Genomic DNA, 22294 nt, shown 5'->3' on the forward strand with positions numbered 1-22294 from the left:
ATCATGCTTATTGCCCTTATGGCCTTTGACAAAACCGGCGCGCTGCAAATCCGCAAGGACAACCGAGAGGCTCATCTTGCCTACATCGAGGCCACAGGCGTGGTCACTCAGGCCGGGCCGCTGCTTGATGAGACGGGCGAAATGACTGGATCGCTGGTTGTCTTGGATGTCCCAGATATGCCTGCCGCGCAGGATTGGGCAGACAACGATCCCTACGCAAAGGCCGGGCTATTTGAAACCGTGACCCTACGCGCTTGGAAAAAAGTGATCTGACGACCTTTTGGCTATTCAAGTCGGAGACAGCCAACTGGTCGTGGGACGATCAGTTGGTGAAAGACGGCATGATGTTCGGAAATCCCGAACGCTCATTTGAACGCGCGAATTGGTTTTCGGTGACCTGGATTTGTCCTTTGGCAAAAGCCAAATGGCCCCAATGGAAAAACAAAATAAGGTCGATATTTTACAGAGGTCGAGACGACACGCCTCAAGACTGCTTCAGCTCGCGTAATCCCACCCGACCTTGAGGGGATGCGGAGATAGAATTTTCTCGGCAGGATGAACGAGGCGTTTCTGATGAAGAAAACACGATTGACCGAAGCGCAGATCATGAGTGTGCTGCGCCAGATTGAGTGTCGTGTCCCTGCCGCCGAGCTGAAGCGCATGTATGCCGACGTCAGCATGCAGAACGATCTGCTCAAGGAGGCTTTTGGAAAAAAGTCATTAGGCCAGCGAACCGCCGCGCGGTGGCCGAGAGAGCGATCGCAACGAAAGGCGTCACTATCGCGCTGGCGTTTTGGGCATTCTTCAGCGAGACCTGCTGCCGCTACATCCCGAAACTCGATGATAATAACGAGCAGATTGACGACCTGCCACTCGGGTTGACGAAGGCAAAGAAGAGGTGGGGCTTTGGCCTTTGTCTCCTGTACATGCGCAACGTGCGCGCTAGCCGTAGGTTGTTTTCAACCCTCCTCGGTGTCGTCAATCCAGTGGCCGACAGTGCTCAGGTGAGAGGCCACCCAAGTCACACACAATGCGCCATTCATCTTCTTTTACGGGCTGGACCGAGAGGCGGGAATTTTTGACCAAGACCATTTCGGCAAGCCGAGGATCGGCCTTGATCTGATCGAGCGAAACGGGTGTCGGCAGACTTTTGATCGCCTTGATATCCACGCATTCCCACCGCTGATCTTCCGTCGAACTTTCAGGGTGGGCGACAGTAATAACTTCGACGATACCTACAATCACTCTATCTCGCTGCGATAGGTAGAAGAACCCTTGGTCGCCCACTTTCATCTCGCGCATGAAGTTGCGCGCTTGGTAGTTGCGCACGCCGTCCCATTCTTCACCCGTATCGCCCCGCGCGACCTGATTTTCCCAAGACCACGTGGACTTCTCCGTCTTGAACAACCAGTATTTCTTTGACACTTGAGCGATCCTTCTGGGCTGGCGCCACTCAAGGCTGAGGTTCGCGACGCCTCAATCTTCCCGGGCGCAAATTCGTTCTACGTTGGTTGAACAGTTTTTATTTGGCGACAGTTGGAAGCAGTAAGCTGATTCAGCCGGAAATGGAAACTGGAGTTGTGAGGACAATGACCGAACACCAAGCTAAACGGCACCGTCGTCACACAAATACATTCATGAATGAAGCGGAGAAGGCTGCCGCTCTGTCAAGCGCGTCTCAGAGCGAAACCACATACTGGTAATCCGACACACGGTTGCCGAGGTAGGCCTTGCTGAAGAAAGAGATGTCGACGTGGTCACTCGCGCAAAAGGCGCTCACAATGCTGACCGTCAAAAATAGGAACGCTTGCAGACGCGCCCGCCGATGACACCACGCGTCTCGCCAAAATCCACGACCCTTGGCTGGGAGCCTGCGGCAGTGGGACGATCCCTTCCTTCGATCCGCGTTCGTTGATGGGCGTTGCTTTTCGCGGATATAATTCGTGACGATCATTATCCTACCTGTGACGTCATGCATGACCCGCGGCTGTGCTTACATCGACAAGCGGAATCTGCCCAGGTTAGGCCGCAAATGTGAATGCCTAGGCAGGCGTGCGGCGCTGGCCGTCGTCAGCCTTGCCAGACATTGACAGTTGCCAGCCCTTTGTCTGGAGTGAGGCATCGAACGTCATCCGCTCGAGAGAGATGCCGAAACCGTCTTGTTGAATCCCAGCAGCAACGCCACCGTGCGAAAGCCGAAGGAGGGTTCCTCCTCGGTTCACTGCCCGGCAGCACATGCGCGGCATGTGTGAGAGGGATATTCTTGATCGGTTCGGCCAAGCGAGAATAGACCTTCGGCGCGGATTTCACCGGCGTGGAATAGACCGTTCACCTCGGAACACCGAACCACCAGGCAAAGAGCTTGGCGATTAAAACAGCGCCGCCGTCCGCCAGGTGGCCCTGCAGCTTTTTTCGGGTCAGAAGCTCCGGCATGGCCTCGCCCTAGGCCTCCTGAAGGTCTCTGAGCTGCTTCTCGTATTGCTCACGGTTGTCTTGCCCTAGATGATCTCGTTGACAAGCGCGGTCTTACGCTTCGCCGACACCACCGTTTGGTGCCGTCGTCCATCGCCATACTCATCGCTACTTTCTCCCGCCCAGCATGAGCAGAAAGACAGTGGGTCAATTCAAGCTGTTATCGCAAGCCAACCACTTCATGGTCTCATCGGTTTTTAGCTGCCTTTGCGTTTCAGAAGTCATGCTGGGAGTCGCACAATATACCCCTCCGACGAGGCTCGTGCAAAAACGCCGATCACCCTACCACCGATCGCGGTAGAACCAGACCTGCTTGTGAAAACCGAAAAGGGAGACCCTGGCTATAGCCAAGGCCCCCCTCTCACCCACGTGCTCCCTACGCACCACACGTGTAACTGAATTTCGGGCCCAGCCGTTCTAGCCAGATTTGAATCCAAATTACCCGCGATGGTCTTTCTTGGCAAATCCGAAGTCATAGCAATTTGGTGCAATTCCGAAGTGTCGCGGATCGCCTTGGCGAGGTGAGCTTAAACGTAAAGGGACTCTTTCCCGAAATGCTTTGTCAGCATGTAGTAGACAACCGCGCGATACTTGTTGCGCTCTGATTTACCGTAGGTGTCGATCACCTGGTTGATCGCCTCCATCAGGTCCGGACCGTCGGGCAAGCCCAGCTTTTTCATCAAAAAATTGACTTTCACCGTCTCCAATTCGCCGTCTTGGCTGGAGGCTACAATCGAACTGTCAGCGTTGTAGATTGACGGTCCGCATCCGATCGTGACTTTCGTCAGCAGGTCCATGTCCGGTTGCATGCCGCATTTGCTACGCAGATCATCGGCATATTTTTCTATCAACTCATCACGTTTTCCCATGACAGTCGCTCCCTCTCATTGGACGGCAAATTGGTGCTCGTCTTTGGTTTTCCCGGCCGTTCAGACCTTGGGCACCATGGTTAACGAGAGGGTCAAGGAGGGCAAGGAAAATGCGCCTGCAGAGCTTCCCGCTCCGTCTGCGTGTTGCGCGAGCTGGCTCGGGACTGTTCAGAAGACCTTAATCTCGCTCCCGTATGCCTGCGGCGGTATCATGGGATTTTGGCGCATGCGTCGCTTCTTTTACATCTTGGCTGCGACCGTGATGGCAATAGCGCTCGCGCTGTGGCTTGGAAATCGTTTTGCTTTGCATACGGCAGATGTGGATTTGCACAACCGGGCGCGGGCGGCGGCCTACGTTTGGGGCAACCATCTGGAGATTTACGCCAATGAGCTTGCCGACGCCCGCAAAGGTATCTCCTTTCCCCAGTCTGCGTTCAACGATCTCAACAGACATGCGACAGCCGAAAATGTTTTTGATTTCAAAATCTTCGATACGGACGGTCGCATTTTACTTTCGAAGCTCAACCCGGAAAGGCCCGTGAATCGCGGCGTCGTGTACAAGGACACCTCAATCGTCCAAAGGGTCGCTCGTACGGGGCAGTCAGAGATTACATTCGCGACAAAAGATGGCGAAAATGGTCAGGTCCGTCACTACGCCGAAGTCTTTCATCCCCTTGTAAGGGGAGGCAACGTGATTGGCGTTTACGAAGTGTACATGGATGTCACTGACGCTGCAGAGGATATCCAGTCGCTTTATCGTCACTTGGTTCTGGAGGTGGGTCTCCTCATCGCTGCTCTGACGCTCATCCCCTTTGCGGTGGGACTGTTCTTCTGGTTTCAGTTGAAGAAAACCGCCCAAAATCTGGACCTTGCCCGGCAACAGGCGGAAGAGGCGGAAAAAATAAAATCCGCATTTCTTGCAAACATGAGCCACGAAATTCGCACGCCCATGAACGGCGTCATAGCCATGGCCGAACTTCTGGAGCAGACCAGTCTGTCATGTGAGCAGCGCTCTGTAACCGCGACCATCACATCGTCCGCAGTCGCACTTTTATCAATCATAAATGATATTCTCGACTTCTCCAAGATTGAGGCGGGGAAGATGAAGGTGCGTCCTGAACCGTTCGATTTGCTGGCTTTGGTCGAGGACGTGGCTTGTCTGTTTTCGCCGTCCGCTGCTTCGAAAGAGGTGGAAATCTGTGTTGAAAGCGTGCTCATGGCACCTGTGTATGTGCATGGCGACTCGGCACGACTTCGCCAATGCTTGCTGAACGTGGTTGGCAACGCAGTAAAATTTACGCCACGCGGCCACGTGCACATCACCGTCGACCGTAATAAAAGCGGCCTGCTTCTCATCAAGGTTGCAGACACCGGGGTTGGTATTCCCGAAGACAAGCTCGACCATGTATTCGAAGAGTTCTCACAAATTGACGATACGGACACGCGCCAGTTCGAAGGTACAGGCCTTGGCCTTGCAATCACGCTGCGGCTGGTGCGCTTGATGGGGGGGACCCTGTCGGCGCATTCACAAGCTGGGACCGGGTCGACATTCGAGATTCTCGCGCCCATGCCGGACACAGCGGTGCCTGTAGCAGACGCAAGCTTTTGGCAGACTGCGAGACGTGCGCTGTCTGGTGTGAAGGTTCTCGTGGTTGAGCGCGACCCTTCCACGCGCTCCGCCTTAGGGCAATTGCTCAAGAACCTCGGGATCAGGCCGGTCCTGGCGGCCACGGTTGCGGAATGCGTGGAGCTGTCCAGACATGCAAACGTGGACGGAGATGCCTTCGATCTTCTCCTTATAGAATACGGTTTGTCGGACCTGGCTGTGGATGGATTGCTTGCTCACCGCCAGACGCAAGGCGCAATCACGCTGCCTCCGGCCATCATGACATTGCGCGCGGACCGCAATCTTGCGAAATCCGAAATCACCGCAATGGGCTTCGCCAACGTCCTGCGCAAACCGCTTACGCTTGAAACCACGGCTCGTGCTCTTTGTGAAACCCTGGGACGACAGCTTGAACACGACGGCCCCTCATCGGACAATGGAGCAGCAACTGAGAATACACTGCTCGGGAAACGCATTTTACTGGCCGAAGACAACGCTACAAATCAGTTGGTCATCCAAAAACTACTGGGAAAAAGTGGTGCGACAATCCACATTGCCTCGAACGGTCAGGAGGCCGTTGACCTTTTCTGCCGTCTCAAGCCCGATGTTGTTCTGATGGATGTGTCGATGCCCCTGATGAACGGCTACGATGCCACGCGAATGATACGCACAATTGAGGCGCGCGGAGCACGTGACGCCGTGCCAATTATTGCGTTGACCGCCAATGCCATGGCAGAGGATCGTCTCGCCTGTCTCAACGCCGGCATGTCTGATTTCCTTTCAAAGCCTGTACGTCGCGCAAAGCTACTCGCCAAGTTGGCAAAATGGAGCGATGACACAAAAGCTCCACACTCACGTCGTGCCTAGGTCATGTTGACAAAAGGCGGGAGCCAAAGTCGGATAGCGGCGATACCGATAAAGCCCAAGAAGCTTTTAGCGGGTTTATTGTAGCGTGTAGCGACACGGCCTACGCTTTTAATCGTATTGAAGCACTGCTCGACGAGGTGTTCAAGGAATCGAGCGATTGATTCCCCGACGCGCATCTTGCGTGATTTGCGCATGACAACTTGGCTGAGCACATCAAGCGCCTCCGAGAGGCCCTCGGAACGACGGTTGCCATAGACTGTAATCCAGTCACCAATGAAGCGCATCGCGTGCTGGATGCTCTCGAAGCGGTGGCAAGGCACGCGCTACTCCCTCAGCATCCAGAAGAAGCGTTCAAAAATGCCGTTCTGCTGCGGACAGTCGGGCGTGATAGATTCCTGTTTCAGCCCGTAGCTTCATACAATGTCCGTAAAGCGATGGCAGGTGAATACCAGGCCATTGTCCCAACGCAGCAGGGTTCTGTCACGCTTTGCTGACATTGATGCCGCCAGACTTGGCCTTCCATTTGGAGGCAGTTGCATCGCTGACCCCGTGCTTGCGGCACAGATCAGCCACGGAAATCGCGCTCACGTGTTCCTTCAAAATGCTAATGATCTGGTCTTCGGTAAATGAGCTGCGCCTCGTCTCTGGTCCGTTGGCTTGAGCCAGAGCCTATAATGCCGACAGCACAGGGAAGAAGGTGAAAGCGCGAAACAAAAGACAGTACGGGTGCGTACATCGCGACTTGCCGGTCAGTCGGCCTCAATAGATCGCTTAACTAATTAGCGCAAAAGACATGCTAGAGCTGCGGACGCACGTGATATTGAACTTGCAGAATTGCGCCTCGGGCCGCACAGCGCCTAGGGCTGGTGACGAAAGGCATGCGCTTTCTGACGCGCAACACGGAGAAGTTGACTGTGGTCTGGATCATGGTTCTGGGATTGGGGATTGCTTTGGCGATTGGCGTCAGCGCCCGGTCACGGCCCCGCCAGTTCGCTTCAGAGGAGGAGGCCCGCCGCGCTTGGGCGCGACGTTATCCCGAATTGCCCGCAGGGACCGTAACCCTCACCGCGCACAGTGCCGCCGCTTTGGTGATGACGGCCGATGGGCCCGGTCTGGTCTGGCCAGCGGGAAGTGGTAACGAAACGCGACTGCTTCACGGTGCGCGTGCGCGTCCGACCCCAAAGGGACTGGACCTGCGCCTGCCCGATCCATCCGCCCCGCGCTTGCGGCTTGTGCTGCCTGCTCAACAAGTGGCGGCATGGGCCCGCATCATCGACATCCTCGCCCGGATGCAGCGATAGCGTCGTCTCACTTGCAGTATGGGCCACCGCGATAGTCAGCCACGTCGTAGTGGAAATGATCTTCGTGAAAGCCGTCGGACCCGGGGCCCAAGGTCGTGCCAAAGGTCCCGCAGGCCCCTTTGTGCATCTGCTTCAACATCGGACCATAGGTGCGACTGCGCCAATCGCGCAGAACCGACATCTCTGTACCGTCCACCAGGCGCACCGCCGCGATGTCGATGGCGTTGCCCTTCGAATGCTCCGAAAGCTTTGCGCCAACCTTATGATTTCGCGTCCGGCACGCATAAGATGCAGCCACCTTCAGCTCAGCCACACCGCCGCCTTCGTTGCCCACAGCGGGACGGGCGGCGGTGTTGATCCATGTCTTGAGCTGGCGCGCGGTCTCGCACCGGATCGTGGCGGGTTGCGACAGCGCGACACCGTCCACAGCCCGCAGGCGAATGCCGTTGCGCATCCCACACTCCCCGCGCCCGTCGACCACGCCGATCGTCTCACCGATCAGGGAGGGATCGCCACAGACAGAGCCCATGCCGTCAAACCGCGCGCGCAGTGCATCGATACTGTCCGACGCCCGATCCCGCGCAGACCCGCACCCCGTAAGGATCACCAGCACGGCCAGCATCACATAACGCATCACACCCATTGTCCCACCTGATTACCGAGTCCGGCCAAAGTCCGGTTCATTCGTATCCTGCCCGGCCTCCAGAATGCTACGACGGATGGCACGGGTGCGTGTGAAATAGGCGTGAAGCTGCTCACCATCGCCGGTGCGAATGGCGCGTTGCAGGGCGAACAATTCCTCGGTGAAGCGGCCAAGAATTTCCAGCGTGGCTTCCTTGTTGGTCAGGAACACGTCACGCCACATCGTCGGGTCACTGGCGGCAATCCGGGTAAAGTCGCGAAACCCAGCGGCAGAGAACTTGATGACTTCCTGGTCGCTGACGCGGCTCAGATCGTCGGCCACACCCACCATCGTGTAGGCGATCAGGTGCGGAATGTGGCTCACCACGGCACATACGAGGTCGTGATGCTCCGGGTCCATCCGTTCGGTCATGGCGCCAAGGCGGCTCCAGAACTGCTCCAGCCGCGCGACCTCTGCATCGGGCGTGTGGTCCACCGGCACGATCAGGCACCAGCGGTTGTCAAACAGGCTGGCAAAGCCCGCGTCCGGTCCGGAATGCTCTGTCCCGGCCATGGGGTGACAGGGGATGAAATGCACGCCCTCCGGGATGTGCGGCTGCACCTCCTCGATCACCGTACGCTTGACCGATCCGACGTCGATCACCACGGCGCCGGGCTTCAGATGCGGGGCGATGGACGCGGCCACGGCGCCCATGACACCCACGGGGGTCGCCAGGACGATCAGATCCGCGTCCTGCACCGCCTCCTCGGCGCTGTCACAGACCACGTCGCAGAACCCAAGTCGGCGCGTCATCTCGCGGCTCTTCTCGGAGCGTGCATAGCCCCGGATCTCGGTCGCCATGCCGTCGCGGCGGCAGGCCCAGGCCATGGAGCCGGCGATCAGACCCAGACCGATCAGCGCGATCTTGCGGTAGGCGGGGGCCGGGGTGGCCTCCGTCATCGGGCACCTGCCTTGAACTGGCCGATGCAATAGGCGACGCGACGCACCGACGGTTCATCGCCTACGGTGATGCGCAGGCAGTTGGGCAGGTTGTACCCCGCCACGCGGCGCACGATCAGCCCCTGCTTTTGCAGATACAGATCGCAATCCTCCGCCTCTTGCTGATCGGCAAAGCGCGCCAGCACAAAGTTCGCAACCGACGTGTCACAAGGCACACCATGTTCTGCCAGAGCTTCTGACAAGATGGTGCGCAACCGCGTGTTATCGTTGCGACATTTCTCGGCATAGGCGGTGTCGCGCAGGGCGGCCTCTGCCGCTGCCAGCGCCGTAGAGGACAGGTTGAACGGCCCGCGCACACGGTTCAAAACGTCGATCACATGACGCGGCCCATAGCCCCAGCCGACGCGCAAACCGCCCAGACCATACAGTTTTGAGAACGTGCGCGTCATCACCACGTTGTTGCGCATGTCGACCAGCTTGGCGCCGCCATCGTATCCTTCGACGTATTCCGCGTAGGCCCCGTCAAGCACCAGCAGGCACTGATCCGGCAGCCCTTCGGCCAGCCGTTCGATCTCTGCCATGCCGATCATGGTGCCGGTGGGGTTGTTGGGGTTGGCGATGAACACCAAGCGCGTCTTGTCGGTGCAGCCGTCCAGCAGGTTGTCCACGCAGGTCACGCGGTCGCGTTCCTTGACCTCGACCGGGGTCGCGCCAGCCGCAAGCGCGCTGATGCGATACATGGCAAAGCCGTGCTCGGTGTACAGCACCTCGGTGCCCTCACCCGCGTAGGCCTGGCACAGGAAGGTGATGATCTCGTCCGATCCAACGCCACAGATCACCCGCTCCCAATCGACGCCATGCACCTCGCCAATGGCACGGCGCAGATCCTCGTGGTCGGTCGGGGGATAGCGATGCAGCTCGTGCACGGAGCGCGCCACCGCGTCTTTCGCCGCAGGGCTTGCGCCAAAGGGGTTCTCGTTCGAGCTAAGCTTCACCACGTTGGTGACGCCTTCCACCTTGGATTTCCCGCCCTGATACAGGGCGATGTCCATGATGCCGGGCTGCGGGTCGATGGGGGCCATTGGTAACTCCTTCGCACAGGGGCTTACCCCCGTCCGCGGGCCAAGAAAAGCCCCACAAAGGACGCGGGTCGACGCTCAGGTGTCGGTGACGTTTTCCGGCAACCCGGACGTCAGACGACCACCTTTTGCGCAACTTGTTCGCCGACCCCAAAAACACGCTTGTAGCGCGCGATTTCCTCGGCCGGGCCCATCGCCTTGTTGGGGTTGTCGGACAGCTTCACCGTGGGGTTGCCGTTGGCCGACACCGCCTTGCAGACAAGGCTGAATGGCGCCAGGGCATCGTTTGGAACAAGCCCGCGGAAATCATTGGTCAACAGCGTGCCCCAGCCAAAGGACACACGAACACGCCCCGTAAACTGATGATACAACTCGACGATTTTCTGCTCATCCAGGCCATCGGAAAAGATCACCAGCTTCTTCGTGGGGTCTTCGCCCCGGTCTTGCCACCAACGGATCGCGGTTTCTGCACCGGCGGCAGGATCGCCGCTGTCGATACGAATGCCGGTCCACCCCGCCAGCCAGTCTGGCGCGTGCTTCAGAAAGCCATCGGTGCCGTAAGTGTCGGGCAGGATCATGCGCAGATTGCCGGAATGCTCCTCGTGCCAATCCGCCAGCACGTCATAAGGGGCCTGCGCCAGTGCGGCATCATCCTTGGCCAGCGCAGCGTAGACCATGGGCAACTCGTGTGCGTTGGTGCCAATCGCCTCAAGATCGCGGTTCTTTGCGATCAGGCAATTCGACGTGCCGGTGAAATTCTTGCCCAGCCCTTCGAGCATCGCCTGCACGCACCAGTCCTGCCAGAGGAACGAATGCCGCCGCCGCGTACCGAAATCGGCGATCTTCAGATCCGGCACCTGTCGCAGGTGTTCGACCTTTTCCCACAGCTTCGTGGCGGCACGCGCGTACAGCACCTGAAGCTCGAACTTGCCCATGTCGTGCAGCACGGCGCGGCCGCGCAGCTCCATCAACACGGCCAGCGCGGGAATTTCCCACAGCATGACCTCGGGCCACTTGCCTTCAAAGGTCAGCTCGTATTGGTCGCCGACCCGTTCCAGATGGTAGGCGGGCAGTTGCAGGGTCTCGAACCACTTCATGAAATCCGGGCGGAACATCTGGCGCTTGCCATAAAACGTGTTGCCGCGCAGCCAGGTGCTTTCGCCGCGGGTCAGGGACAGCGACCGGATGTGGTCAAGCTGCTCGCGCAGCTCGCCCTCGTCGATCAGCTTGGCCAGAGGCACCTCGCTGGACCGGTTGATCAGGCTGAACGTTACGTTGGTGTCGCGATGATTGCGAAACACCGACTGGCACATCAACAGCTTGTAGAAATCCGTATCGATCAGGGACCGGACGATCGGATCGATTTTCCACTTGTGGTTCCAGACTCTTGTCGCGATGTCCACGGCGTGCTCCCTTCCGAACGGTCGAGCCCTGTTACGGCATCGGTTCCCGGTTGTGAAACACCTTTATGAAGTCGGGACGCACGCGCAAGTGCCGCGATGAGCACGGATTTCCGAATGGGTTTCGTAAGGAAGTCATCCATCCCCGCCGCCTGACACGCCGCCTGATCAGAGGCAAAGGCGTTGGCGGTCAGCGCGATAATATGCGGCTGCGGGATATCAAGCGTTCGGATACGGCGCGAGGCCTCCAGCCCGTCGAGTTCCGGCATGGCCATATCCATCAGCACCACGTCCGGCTTTATCCGCGCAGTCAAATCCAGCGCTTCGCGCCCGTTCACCACCTGATACAGCGTCACTTGCTCTGCCTTCAGCAACTGCTGCACCAGCAGGCGGTTGGTTTCGTTGTCGTCAGCAAGGATCACGCGCAATGGTCTTGCGATACCCTTGTCCACGGGCACCAGACCGGGTCCGCGCGCCGAAGCCTCTGCCGGCGCACGCTTCAGCGCGACGGTCAGCTCGAAGGTCGCGCCGGGACGGTCCGGATCCGGCGGCAACAGCTGGATGTCGCCATCCATGCGTCGCGCCAACGCCCGGCTGATCGGCAAACCCAGGCCCGTCCCGCCAAACCGTCGCGTGGTGGCCGCATCCGCCTGTTGAAACACCTCGAAAATGGCATCGCTCCGATCAGGCCGCACGCCGACTCCGGTGTCCATCACACGGATCACCATGCGCCAACCGTCCGGTGTCTGCTCCGCCCGAGAGATCACCTTGACCTCGCCCTGTTCGGTAAATTTGATTGCATTTCCCATCAGGTTCAGCAGGATTTGCCGCAGCCTTCCTTCATCCGCACTGGCCCGCGCCGGCAGCGAACCGTCGTCCGCGATCACGACTGTCAGTCCTTTGGCCTGCGCCAAAGGCATCAATAGCCGTGCCGCCGCGCTGATAGATTCGGACGGCGCAAAGGGCAGCGACTCGAACGCCATCTGGCCCGCATCCAGCCGCGAGAAATCCAACACGTCGTTTATGATCCCCAACAACGATGTCGACGCCGTGCGGATCGTATCAACATAGCCGCGCCCCTCGTGGCCGAGCTCGGCCTGGGCCAGCAGATCGCTCATGCCGATCACGGCATTCAACGGTGTGCGGATCTCGTGGCTCATGGTCGCGAGGAAGGCGGATTTGGCCTGTGCCGCCTGCTCTGCCTCTTTCTTCGCCGCCAGCAACTCGCGGTTGGTCAGCTCTTGTCGTGCCGCGCTCTGCATCAGGTCGCGCTCATTGGCCAGCCGCCGCTTCCAACTGCGCACTGCAAATGCAACAAAGGAGAAGGTGAAATAGCTCAACATCGCCACCTGAAGCAGATGGATCAGTTGTGGAATCCCGAAACCGCCCGCTGTCACCACATCCGCCACCAGATAGATTGGCACGCAGGACGACAGCACGCCCAGCTTGACACACGACGCCAGCCGATGATGCGTCATGACAAACCCGGCATTCACAGCCCCCGCCATGAGAAAGCACAGCGCGATCAAAGATGCCTCACCCGTCGTCGCAAAGGCCAGAAGCAGCAAGACACACACGGCAATGGTCAGCGACTGCACCCCGGCGGTGAAGGCCGTGATCCTCAACAAGGGTGTCAACGACGCTCCCAGTCGCAATCGCTTGCGCGCATACTGCAAGCTGAGCAGGTCGATCCCCTCCCCCGCCAGGGCGAGGAAGAGACAGACCATCGCGGCCGCAGGATTGACCACATACCAGACCACCACAGTCCCGATGAGCGTCGCCACCTGCCGAACCAGAAAATCCCGGATGCGCGCGCGCGCATACCGGTCAAGCAAGGCAGCCTGACCGTAGCGGGATTCGAATTTGGCATCTGCGGTCGCTTGGACCGCATCGGGTTGCGACATGAGGCGGGGCTTCCGTCTGAAATAGATGCTAGGTCAACAGAATGTACAAAACCCAATAGTCAGGGAAGACTACAAATCCGGTTACTTTTCGTCTTCATTTCAAACTCTAGTGGCTAAACCAGCGCCACGCCCGCCTGCTGCATCCCCGTCTTTGCCGCCTGAAGGGAGCCGTCAAAATCAATGGCACGGCATAGATGTTCCCGCACCTCCACCCCAAATCCCAGCTTTGCCGCATCCACGGCGGAAAAGTTCACGCAAAAATCCAACGCCAGCCCCACCATGGTCAGCCGGTCGATCCCCCGCGTGCGCAGATAACCCTCCAGCCCGGTTGGCGTGCGATGGTCGTTCTCGAAGAACGCGCTGTAGCTGTCGATCTCCGTGCGGAACCCCTTTCGCAGGATCAGGTCAGCGCGGTCCGCTTCCAGCGCCATATGGAACTGCGCGCCCGGAGAGGCCTGTATACAATGGTCGGGCCACAGCACCTGCGGTCCGTAGGGCATCTCGATCATCTCCATCGGCGCGCGGCCGTCGTGGGTGGAGGCAAAGGACGAATGCCCCGCCGGATGCCAGTCCTGCGTCAGCACCACCGCATCGAACTCTGACATCAGTGCATTAATATCCTGCACGATCTCATCCCCGCCCGGCACGGCAAGCGCGCCCCCGGGGCAGAAATCGTTTTGAACGTCGATCACGATCAGCGCGTGCATGGCGGTCTCCCTATCGTTTGGGCAACCCTAGGATGGCCACAGATGGATTGCCATAGCCGCAACTTCTGGCTATTCCGCCCGCTTCGAACGAAAGGGATTCCCATGGCTCGGCTCGGATTGGATTTCGGCACCTCGAACACCGCCGCTGGCGTGATGGCGGGCAACCAGCCCTACGTGATCCCGCTGGAACCCGGCGAACAGACCTTGCCCACCGCCGTCTTCATCGACTTTGCCGACAAGAAATATGTCTATGGCTCCGCCGCCGCCCGCGCCATGCGCGACGGGGCGGAGGGACGTTTCATGCGCGCGCTGAAATCCATTCTCGGCACGCCGCTGGCCCGCGAACCGCGCCGCATCCTGAACGAGCGCATCACCCTGATCGAGGTCATCGCCCGCTTCCTGTCAGAGATCCGCGAACGCGCCGAGACGCACACGCACATGACTTTCGACACCGCGCTGTCGGGGCGTCCGGTGCGATTTCACTCCGCCTCTGACGAGCGTGACGCGCAGGCGCTGGCCGACCTGACAGAGGCCTACCACCTCGCCGGGTTCAAGCATGTCGACTTCCTCCCCGAACCGGAGGCCGCCGCGCTGGCCTCTGGCGTGCAGGGGCGGTCGCTGATCGTCGACATCGGCGGCGGCACCTCCGACTTTACGCTGTGCGACCGCGCCGGGTCAGACACGCAGGTGATCCATTCCACCGGCCTGCGGCTGGGCGGGACCGACTTCGACAAGGCCCTGAGCCTCGATTTCGCCATGCCGCTGTTCGGTTACGGTGCCGAGATCGGCGCAGAAATGGGCAGCAGCACCCACGCCGCGCCCAAGGCCCTGTTTCACGATCTGGCAAGCTGGGAAAAGATCCCGTTTGTCTACGATGCTGCCCAGTTGCGCGAAGTGGGCCGCTGGATTCGCCTCGCCCCCGACCCCGAACCATTTGAACGGCTGTCCGACGTGCTCGAAAGCCATCTTGGCCACGACATTGCCTACGCGGTCGAGGCCGGGAAGATCGCGGCCAACAGCGCGGACATGGGGCGAATCGATCTGCGTGAAATCGAAAAAGGGCTTGGACTCGATCTGTCTCAACAGGCGATGAACGCAACGCTCACCGACTTCGCCAACCAGATCGCCGCTCAAGCGATGGAGACGCTGCGCGAGGCAGACGTTGCCCCCGCCACCGTGGACAGCGTCGTCTTTGTCGGCGGCTCCTCCCTGCTGGGGGCCGTGCGCAGCGCCATGGCCACCGCCCTGCCCGATGCCCAACCCGTCGACACCGAGGTCTTTACCGCCGTGGTCCATGGCCTTGCCATTGCGGCAGAATAGCCGATTGTCAGCTGACAATTCTGGGAGTACCGCACGCTCATGTACACTGTTTGCGCCCTCTACCACTTCACCCGCTTTCCCGATCACACCGCTCTGCGTGACCCGCTGCTGGCGCTCTGCCGCGAGGCCCATGTGACCGGCTCGCTGCTGCTGGCCGCCGAGGGGATCAACGGCACCATCGCTGGCCCGCGCGACGGCATAGACGCGGTGCTGGCCCATCTGCGCGGCCTGCCCGGCTGTGCCGATCTGGAATGGAAGCTCTCCACCGCCGAGGTGCGCCCCTTCGCCCGCATGAAGGTGCGGCTGAAGAAAGAGATCGTCACCATGGGCCAGCCTGACGTGGACCCCAAGGCCCGCGTCGGTCATTACGTCGACCCTTCGGATTGGAACGACCTCATCCGGTCTCCGGACGTGGCGGTCATCGACACGCGCAATGACTACGAGATCGCCATCGGCACCTTCGAAGGCGCGGTCGACCCCGAGACGACCAGCTTTCGCGAATTCCCGGCTTGGTGGGAAAAGAACAAGGACCGCTTTCACAACAAGCGCATCGCCATGTTCTGCACCGGTGGCATCCGCTGTGAGAAATCCACCAACTACCTGATTGGACAGGGGGTCGAAGAGGTCTTCCACCTCAAAGGCGGCATCCTGAAATATCTCGAAGAGGTCCCGCAAGAGGACAGCACATGGAATGGATCCTGCTTTGTGTTTGATGGTCGTGTGTCGGTTGATCACGGGCTGACCGAGGGGCCCCACGTGATGTGCCACGCTTGCCGTCGACCCATTCTGCCCGAGGATCGCGCGCGCCCGGAATACGAACATGGCGTCAGCTGTCACCTTTGCGTCGAAGAAACCTCTGATGAGGACAAGGCGCGCTTCCGCGAGCGGCAAAAGCAGATCGCCCTGGCCCATGCCCGTGGCGAGCGGCACCTGCACGCCGACGAGGATGATCACCCCCTCGAACGCTAGGCCAGGGCCGCGTTCGCCCGTCTGCCGCGCGTCAGGATCAACACCATCACCGCGATGTTCATGGCGTTCCAGCCGATGCCGTTGATGAAGGCCCATTCGTAACTGCCGGTCAGATCGTAGATCACCCCGGACAGCCAACCGCCCAGCGCCATGCCGATGATCGTGAGCATGATAACGAAGCCCACCCGCTCGCCCGCTTCGCGCGCAGGCAGATATTCCCGGACGATCACCGCGTAGGCCGGGACGATGCCTCCTTGGCTGAGACCGAAGATAAGACTGACGACGTACAAGCTGACCAAACCGCCCGCCGGCAGGTAAAGGAACAGCGCAAGCGCTTGCAGCACCGATCCGATGAGCAGGGTCCGCACCCCGCCCAGCCGATCAGACAACAGGCCAAAGCCGATGCGTGAGACAACGCCGCCCATCAGCATCACTGACAACATCTGCGCCCCCGCCATCGCGCCGAAGCCGTAGTCAACGCACAGCGCGACGATGTGCACCTGCGGCATGGACATGGCCACACAACACCCGATGCCCGCCGCCCCCAAGAGCCAGACCAGTTGGCGGGAGGAGAAACCCGTGGCTCTTGCCTTCTCCCGCGCCTGAGCCTCGGCTTGGCTGAGCGCGTCCTCCGGTACGGTGCGGCCCAGCAGCAATACCAGAGGGATAAAGATCGTGATCGTGAGAACAGCAAGCGCCATGTAGCTCCACCGCCAGCCTGCGTCGCCCGAGAGGCCGGCAAGGACCAACGGCCAGATCGCCCCGGCCAGATAGTTGCCCGAGGCCGTGACCGCCACAGCCAGCCCGCGCCAGCGTTGGAACCACAGCGACACATCGGCAATCAACGGACCAAAGGCAGCTGCCGTGCCGAAGCCAATGAAGAATTGAACCACGCTCAGAATGAGGATCGAGGGCGCGAGGGAGGCCAGCATGTAAGCCAGCGCGATCAGCACGCCCGCCCCGGTCAGCGCCCTCTTCACGCCGTAGCGGTCCACGGCGCGACCGATGAACAGATTGCCCAGCGCAAAGCCGACCATGGTGATGGTGTAGGGCATTGCCGCACCGGCACGGCCCGCATCAAATTCGTTGGCCACATCAGGCAGGATCACAACGATAGCCCACATGCCCGCGTTGCCCATCACGGCAATCGCCAAGGTCAGGGCGAGCCGCCACCACGAGTAGCCACTGTCAAAAGGGGACGGATTCATGGTGAAACCATATGAGGGGCAAACCCTGCACACCAGTCCGAAAACGCCGCTTTGTGTGCTAGAAGTACCCTCTGACGAGACTGCCGGCCAGCAGGCTCCATCCGTCGGCCACCACGAAGAAGGCCAGTTTGAAAGGCAAAGACACAATGGCCGGTGGCACCATCATCATGCCCATGGACATCAACACAGCCGCCACAACAAGGTCGATGATCAGAAATGGCAGGAAGATCAGGAAGCCCACCTGAAAGGCGCGCGCGACCTCTGACAGCATGAAGCTGGGCACCAGAACGGACAGCGGCGATGCAGGTTCCAGGGTCGTCATCGCCGCGTCAGGGCGAAGGTCGGCCATGGCTTGATAGGTATCGGCGTCCGTGCGCCCGGCCATAAACTCGCGGAACGGCGCGATGGCCCGAACGGCAGCCTCTTCAATTTCAATCTGCTCTTCGATCAGGGGTTGAACCCCTGCTTGGTAAGCCTCTGTAAACACAGGCTCCATCACGAAATAGGTCAGGAACAATGCGAGGCTGACGATCAACATGTTGGGGGGTGACTGTTGCAGCCCCACGGCCTGCCGCAAGATCGCCAGAACCGTGACCATAAACGGAAAGCAGGTGATCATGATCCCGATGCCGGGCGCGAGGCTCAGCAAGGTAATCAGCGCGATCAACTGGACCGACGTGGCGGTGATTGATCCACCCTCCCCCACGTCTATGGAAACGGATTGCGCGAGCGCAGGCTGCGCGAGGAGAACCGCCCCGAAGGACAGCGCCAAAATGACCCCCAATCGCATGGCGTCAGGCCGGGCTTTGCAAGTCGACCACTTCGGTCAGACGTACGGCCAATTGGCCGTGGCCGTCTCCCTCCACCACCTCCAAAACGCCGATTCCAATGAGCTTTTCCCCGACATAAAGTTCCACCGGGTCGTCCAGCTGCTTATCGAGGGTGAGAACAGACCCTTCGTTGAGCTGTAAAAGCTCGCGCACAAGAGGGCGTGCCTTGCCGACGGATACGGTGATCTCGATCGGAACGGAGGTAAAAGGCGTGCTGCCCTGCGCCTGTCCGGCCTGCGCATTATCCATGGTTCGTTTTCCTTTGGTTTTCGTAGGCAAATCCCTGCACGGCCTCACTTACGGACGCGATAAGGTCGCCAAGATCAATCTGGCGTTCTTGTTGGGAGAAACGGATGTCGGCCTGTTCTTCGGAGAGGGTATCGTCCTCAACCAGCTGGATCGGAAAGCCGAAATCGGCGTCAAGCACGGACCCGACGGCCTCGAGCTTACCCGGGGCGACCGCGATCTCCACGCTCGCGCCCCCGATTTCGTTACTGAGTTTTTCGAGTTGCTCGGCGATGTGATGGCCCAGGGTGGCTCGGGCCATTTCGGGCAACAGCGCGCCGACCATCTCCGTCAGCAAAGGGCTGACCGCATTCATCATCTGGCTATAGGCCTCCTGATAAGTGAAAGACAGATCCTGCAGATGCTGACCCAACGCGCTGGTGATGTGCGTGCGATCATCGGAATGCGCCTTCACCGCGTCATCCCATCCTGCGCGATAGCCTTTTTCGAAGGCTTCGAGCTTCTGCCCCTCCAGTTCGGATTCGCTGATCGATGCTTCGGGCTGGTTGAGGGAAGGCAAGGTCACAGAGCTGCCGGTTCCGAAGTCTTCCAATAGGTCCTCTAGCGCGCTCAACTTGTTTTCTCCTTGTCCTCTTCCAGCCAACTGCGCAGGATTTCCACGGTCTCCGTCTTGCGTTCCTCGATGAGGTTGCGCAGGCGATCGACAGGATCGTCATCAGAGGATGACCCATCAAAATCGCCCATGCCCATGCCGCTGAAATCTGGTCCATCGCCCATCATCGGCAGATCGCCAAAGCCACCCATCGGCTCGATCTCGCCATCCAGTGCTGGTCCGGCATCATAGGCGCCATCGGGTGGGGGCAAAGCTCCCGCGGCCCCGGCTGCATCAGCACTGGCGAGAACGGGACGCACCACGAACAACCCGAGGATGAGGGCAACGACGGCGAGCACAGCTATCTGAATCAGGCGCATCGTGTCGATCACACCTGTGAAGAGACCGGGTTCGATTGGGCCGGTCCCAAGACCTTCCGGACGCTCGAAGGGCAGCGAGCGAAGTGTGATTTCATCCCCGCGCTCCTGATCGTATCCTACGGCGGAGGACACCAGGTCACGCAACGCTTCGAGTTCGCCATCCGGCAAGGGAACAAAGGTCTGCCCACCATTCCCGTCGTCTGTGTAGGTGCCGTTCACCAAGACAGCCACTGTCAGACGTTTGATCGCGCCCGGCACCTTCGTGATTTCGCGCGTGGTTTCTGATACTTCGTAGTTAATCCGTTCACGCGTTTCGGCGCTCTGGGACGAGGAAGTCTCTCCGCCACCAGCGTTCCCGTCTGGCAGATTGGAGGCCACCGTCACGTCGCCGCCGTCCTGATTCTGCGAGGTATCGGTGCTTTCCTCCGTATCTGTGGAAATGACCACGCGCCCTTCCGGGTCAAAGCTGCGCTGGCGGATCATCTCGCTTTCAGTGACGGTGTCGACACTGACCTCGACCACGGCGTTGCCCTGGCCGACGCGCGCCTCCATCAGGCGTTGCACACGATCGCGCAGCAAAGCGGCCTTGTCATCCGCGCTGGGCCCGCCAGTGTTGTCATCCTCGGCACCGATCAGGCCACCTTTACCGTCGATCACCGCGACGCTTTCGGGTTCTAGGCCGGGGACGGCAGAGGCCACGAGGTACTTGAGCGCTCGCGCTTGGGTCGCCGATAGCGACCCTCCTGTCGTGGTGACCGAGATTGACGCCGTTGGAGTCACATTGCGCTGAAACGGGTTCGCAGAGCTGTTGGCGATGTGCACACGCGCACTGGCGATTTGGGCATTCGCGACGATTGTTCGCGCCAATTCCCCCTCTTTCGCGCGCCAGTACGCCGCATCGAACATCTGGCTGGTGGTGCCAAAGCCCGACAGTCCATCAAGCAACTCATAGCCTTGCCCGCTGTTGGCCGGCAGCCCCTCGCTCGCCAAGGTGAGCCGCAGCTCATCACGCTGCGATTCGGGAACAAAGATTGCCCCGCCGCGCACCTCAAACGGTACGTTGCGCTGTTCGAGCGCTGTAACAACATCCCCGGCGGCTCCGTTTTCGAGCCCGGCGTACAGGAGCGAATAATTCGGGGCGGAAGCGATTCTCGCCAATCCCCAGACTGCCAACACCATGGCCAGGGTTGCACCCAAAACCACCATTCTCTGACGTCCACCAAGGGCCGCCCAACTGTTCATGATCTGGCTCAATCCAACCTCCGTCCAAACCTTCTGTTCGGTTGTTCAGAGTTTTGGCGCATTCGACTTAACAATCAGTTAGCCCCTTTCCTTTAAAACGGCTGCAGATCGGAAAAGAGGTTCTGCATGTCGGATGCGACGGTCGACGACGAAAACGTCGAAGAAAAGAAGCCTTCAAAGTTGCCGCTTATCATCGGCATTGTTCTGGCCCTCGCGGGTGGCGGTGGCGGTTTTTTTGCCGTGCAGTCAGGAATGCTGGGGGGTGACGGTGATCATACTGCGGAGGACAGCGCCGGGAGTGACAGCGGCGCCGAGTCGGAAGAGCAGGTCGATACACCTGCCTTGCCTGCAGTGTCGTTTATCGAGGTGCCGCAGGTGGTTGTGTCGCTTGGCCCCGGGACACGGGCAGCGCATCTGCGATTTCGCGCCAGCCTGGAGGTACCGCAAAACTACGCCGCCGAGGTCGAGGGAATCCTGCCGCGCGTCCAAGACGTACTGAACAGTTATCTTCGCGCGCTTGAACCGCGCGATCTCGAAGCGCCGGGCGCGCTGGTGAAGCTGCGCGGACAAATGCTGCGACGTGTGCGCCTTGTCGCCGGGGAGGACCGGGTCCGCGACCTCCTGGTCCTCGAATTCGTTCTGAATTGAGGAAGAATCCTATGGAAATGATTGCAGATATTCTGTTGGTGGCCGGTGCGCTCGGGGCGGGGTTTTACTGCTTCATCCTGGCCCGCAGGTTAAGCAAGTTTACCGATCTGGAGAACGGCGTCGGCGGTGCCGTGGCTGTTCTGTCCGCCCAGGTCGACGATTTGACGCGCACGCTGACGGCGGCTCAGGACAGTGCCGGCGATTCGTCAAAGTCCCTGCAAGAGCTGACAGACCGGGCGGAAGATGTCGCGCGAAGATTGGAGTTACTTGTCGCGTCAATGCACGACCTGCCTCAAAAGCCACAACCGGCCCCGGAAGCGTCGGAACCGGTCTTTGTCCGCCATTCTCGAAACTGAGGTCGACTTATGAAACTGTTTAAAAAGCAGGCTGATGTTCAGGCGCCCAAAGCGAAATCCGTCCGCAAGTCTCGTAAAAAGCCGAAAGGCACCCTGGCCGCGATCGGCGCTCTGCTTCTGGCGTCGGCCTTGGTGCGCGTTGGTGTTGGCGCTGGCGAGGCCATGGCGAAAGCGGATGCGGACGCGGAAAGCCACGCGCCCGAGGTCCGCGAAGAGCAGCACGCAGCTCAGGGCAGCGCCGCTTCGAGTGTGTCCGACGCCGAGATCGTTCCCCTGATCGCCGCCTTGAAGGCGCGGGAGGCGCGTGTCTCAAAGCGCGAAGAAGACATGAATGTGCGAATGCAGGCACTTTCGGTCGCGGAACAAGAAATTGAGCGCAAAATGCAGGCTCTTGAGGACGCAGAGAAACGATTGCGCGATACGCTGGCCTTGGCTCGGACGGCGGCAGAAGATGACTTGACGCAGTTGACGGACGTTTACGCCAATATGAAGCCCAAGCAGGCTGCGGCACTCTTCCAGGAGATGGATCCGCAATTTGCAGCCGGTTTTCTATCCCGCATGCGGCCCAATTCGGCTGCGGCAATCATGGCCGGGATGGACCCGCAAAAAGCCTATTTGATCAGCGTGATCCTTGCTGGCCGCAACGCGAACGTCCCCAAAGAGTGATAATGGGTGTTGCCTATACGCCACACACAACACACCCCCCACGCCCTTGT

General features: G+C 59.7%; 22 protein-coding genes and 2 pseudogenes. 9 read left to right on the top strand and 15 right to left on the bottom strand.

Features of this window, described 5'->3' with window-relative positions:
• Nucleotides 1-3 precede the first annotated feature (3 nt).
• Together GGQ68_RS19735 and GGQ68_RS24430 are read left to right on the top strand one after the other, a co-directional pair.
• On the top strand, nucleotides 4-273 hold the full coding sequence (locus tag GGQ68_RS19735) for a YciI family protein (protein WP_183969065.1): 270 nt from the start codon (nucleotides 4-6) through the stop codon (nucleotides 271-273).
• A gap of 300 nt (nucleotides 274-573) precedes the next feature.
• A pseudogene (locus GGQ68_RS24430) lies at nucleotides 574-941 on the top strand (IS3 family transposase); the annotation flags it as partial.
• A gap of 37 nt (nucleotides 942-978) precedes the next feature.
• Here the strand turns inward: GGQ68_RS24430 and GGQ68_RS19740 are convergent.
• Both GGQ68_RS19740 and GGQ68_RS19745 read right to left on the bottom strand, forming a co-directional pair.
• The gene (locus GGQ68_RS19740; RefSeq protein WP_183969067.1) at nucleotides 979-1425 is read right to left on the bottom strand and encodes an EVE domain-containing protein; all 447 of its coding nucleotides are present in this window, start codon (nucleotides 1423-1425) and stop codon (nucleotides 979-981) included.
• Nucleotides 1426-2999: 1574 nt separating this feature from the next.
• Complete coding sequence (locus tag GGQ68_RS19745) at nucleotides 3000-3341, bottom strand: DUF2853 family protein (RefSeq protein WP_183969069.1); 342 nt, start codon at nucleotides 3339-3341, stop codon at nucleotides 3000-3002.
• 211 nt (nucleotides 3342-3552) lie between these two features.
• On the opposite strand from GGQ68_RS19745, the gene GGQ68_RS19750 reads away from it, so the two are divergent.
• Nucleotides 3553-5814 (top strand): response regulator, encoded by a 2262-nt coding sequence (locus tag GGQ68_RS19750; protein WP_221235649.1) that lies wholly within the window; start codon nucleotides 3553-3555, stop codon nucleotides 5812-5814.
• Here GGQ68_RS19750 and GGQ68_RS19755 read toward each other — a convergent pair.
• The gene (locus tag GGQ68_RS19755; protein WP_183969073.1) at nucleotides 5811-6134 is read right to left on the bottom strand and encodes a transposase; all 324 of its coding nucleotides are present in this window, start codon (nucleotides 6132-6134) and stop codon (nucleotides 5811-5813) included. The two genes, GGQ68_RS19750 and GGQ68_RS19755, sit on opposite strands and share 4 nt — an antisense overlap.
• 163 nt (nucleotides 6135-6297) lie before the next feature.
• Nucleotides 6298-6480: pseudogene (locus tag GGQ68_RS24435) on the bottom strand (transposase); the annotation flags it as partial.
• Between the two features lie 212 nt (nucleotides 6481-6692).
• Here GGQ68_RS24435 and GGQ68_RS19765 point away from each other — a divergent pair.
• Complete coding sequence (locus GGQ68_RS19765; RefSeq protein WP_183969077.1) at nucleotides 6693-7115, top strand: hypothetical protein; 423 nt, start codon at nucleotides 6693-6695, stop codon at nucleotides 7113-7115.
• 7 nt (nucleotides 7116-7122) lie between these two features.
• Here GGQ68_RS19765 and GGQ68_RS19770 read toward each other — a convergent pair whose 3' ends face one another.
• From GGQ68_RS19770 to pncA, 6 genes are all read right to left on the bottom strand, one after another.
• The gene (locus tag GGQ68_RS19770) at nucleotides 7123-7758 is read right to left on the bottom strand and encodes an extensin-like domain-containing protein (protein ID WP_221235650.1); all 636 of its coding nucleotides are present in this window, start codon (nucleotides 7756-7758) and stop codon (nucleotides 7123-7125) included.
• A 12-nt stretch (nucleotides 7759-7770) separates the two neighbouring features.
• Nucleotides 7771-8697 (bottom strand): prephenate/arogenate dehydrogenase family protein, encoded by a 927-nt coding sequence (locus GGQ68_RS19775; RefSeq protein WP_183969079.1) that lies wholly within the window; start codon nucleotides 8695-8697, stop codon nucleotides 7771-7773.
• A complete protein-coding gene (gene hisC, locus GGQ68_RS19780; RefSeq protein WP_183969081.1) occupies nucleotides 8694-9779 on the bottom strand; it encodes a histidinol-phosphate transaminase in 1086 nt (361 codons plus the stop codon). The genes GGQ68_RS19775 and hisC overlap by 4 nt, the downstream gene beginning before the upstream one ends.
• A gap of 110 nt (nucleotides 9780-9889) precedes the next feature.
• Nucleotides 9890-11179, bottom strand: coding sequence for a nicotinate phosphoribosyltransferase (gene pncB / locus GGQ68_RS19785; protein ID WP_183969083.1), 1290 nt, complete (start codon nucleotides 11177-11179; stop codon nucleotides 9890-9892).
• Entirely contained in the window at nucleotides 11116-13080 is a 1965-nt protein-coding gene (locus GGQ68_RS19790) for a hybrid sensor histidine kinase/response regulator (protein WP_183969085.1), read from the bottom strand. Before GGQ68_RS19790 ends, pncB begins: the two co-directional genes overlap by 64 nt.
• A 113-nt stretch (nucleotides 13081-13193) precedes the next feature.
• On the bottom strand, nucleotides 13194-13787 hold the full coding sequence (pncA, locus tag GGQ68_RS19795; RefSeq protein WP_183969087.1) for a bifunctional nicotinamidase/pyrazinamidase: 594 nt from the start codon (nucleotides 13785-13787) through the stop codon (nucleotides 13194-13196).
• A gap of 102 nt (nucleotides 13788-13889) precedes the next feature.
• Between pncA and GGQ68_RS19800 the strand changes: the two genes are divergently transcribed.
• Together GGQ68_RS19800 and trhO are read left to right on the top strand one after the other, a co-directional pair.
• Nucleotides 13890-15107 (top strand): Hsp70 family protein, encoded by a 1218-nt coding sequence (locus GGQ68_RS19800; RefSeq protein ID WP_183969089.1) that lies wholly within the window; start codon nucleotides 13890-13892, stop codon nucleotides 15105-15107.
• 39 nt (nucleotides 15108-15146) lie between these two features.
• On the top strand, nucleotides 15147-16076 hold the full coding sequence (gene trhO / locus GGQ68_RS19805; RefSeq protein ID WP_183969091.1) for an oxygen-dependent tRNA uridine(34) hydroxylase TrhO: 930 nt from the start codon (nucleotides 15147-15149) through the stop codon (nucleotides 16074-16076).
• Here the strand turns inward: trhO and GGQ68_RS19810 are convergent.
• From GGQ68_RS19810 to fliF, 5 genes are read right to left on the bottom strand one after another with little or no spacing between them, the layout of a single operon-like run.
• Nucleotides 16073-17284 (bottom strand): MFS transporter, encoded by a 1212-nt coding sequence (locus tag GGQ68_RS19810; protein ID WP_183969093.1) that lies wholly within the window; start codon nucleotides 17282-17284, stop codon nucleotides 16073-16075. The genes trhO and GGQ68_RS19810 overlap by 4 nt on opposite strands.
• Before the next feature lie 58 nt (nucleotides 17285-17342).
• A complete protein-coding gene (fliP, locus tag GGQ68_RS19815) occupies nucleotides 17343-18074 on the bottom strand; it encodes a flagellar type III secretion system pore protein FliP (protein ID WP_183969094.1) in 732 nt (243 codons plus the stop codon).
• Between the two features lie 4 nt (nucleotides 18075-18078).
• Nucleotides 18079-18363: a FliM/FliN family flagellar motor switch protein gene (locus GGQ68_RS19820; RefSeq protein WP_183969096.1), complete on the bottom strand. Its 285-nt coding sequence runs from the start codon at nucleotides 18361-18363 to the stop codon at nucleotides 18079-18081.
• Complete coding sequence (locus GGQ68_RS19825) at nucleotides 18356-18973, bottom strand: FliH/SctL family protein (protein ID WP_183969098.1); 618 nt, start codon at nucleotides 18971-18973, stop codon at nucleotides 18356-18358. The genes GGQ68_RS19820 and GGQ68_RS19825 overlap by 8 nt, the downstream gene beginning before the upstream one ends.
• A complete protein-coding gene (gene fliF / locus GGQ68_RS19830) occupies nucleotides 18970-20574 on the bottom strand; it encodes a flagellar basal-body MS-ring/collar protein FliF (RefSeq protein ID WP_183969159.1) in 1605 nt (534 codons plus the stop codon). The genes GGQ68_RS19825 and fliF overlap by 4 nt, the downstream gene beginning before the upstream one ends.
• 126 nt (nucleotides 20575-20700) lie before the next feature.
• Between fliF and GGQ68_RS19835 the strand changes: the two genes are divergently transcribed.
• The 3 genes from GGQ68_RS19835 to GGQ68_RS19845 are packed head-to-tail and all read left to right on the top strand — an operon-like array spanning nucleotide 20701 to nucleotide 22244.
• A complete protein-coding gene (locus GGQ68_RS19835; protein ID WP_183969100.1) occupies nucleotides 20701-21222 on the top strand; it encodes a flagellar basal body-associated FliL family protein in 522 nt (173 codons plus the stop codon).
• An 11-nt stretch (nucleotides 21223-21233) separates the two neighbouring features.
• Nucleotides 21234-21578: a hypothetical protein gene (locus GGQ68_RS19840; protein WP_183969102.1), complete on the top strand. Its 345-nt coding sequence runs from the start codon at nucleotides 21234-21236 to the stop codon at nucleotides 21576-21578.
• Nucleotides 21579-21587: 9 nt separating this feature from the next.
• The gene (locus GGQ68_RS19845) at nucleotides 21588-22244 is read left to right on the top strand and encodes a MotE family protein (protein WP_183969104.1); all 657 of its coding nucleotides are present in this window, start codon (nucleotides 21588-21590) and stop codon (nucleotides 22242-22244) included.
• The last annotated feature ends 50 nt before the right edge of the window (nucleotides 22245-22294 follow it).

It is taken from the genome of Sagittula marina (assembly GCF_014196795.1).
Classification (GTDB): Bacteria; Pseudomonadota; Alphaproteobacteria; order Rhodobacterales; family Rhodobacteraceae; genus Sagittula; species Sagittula marina.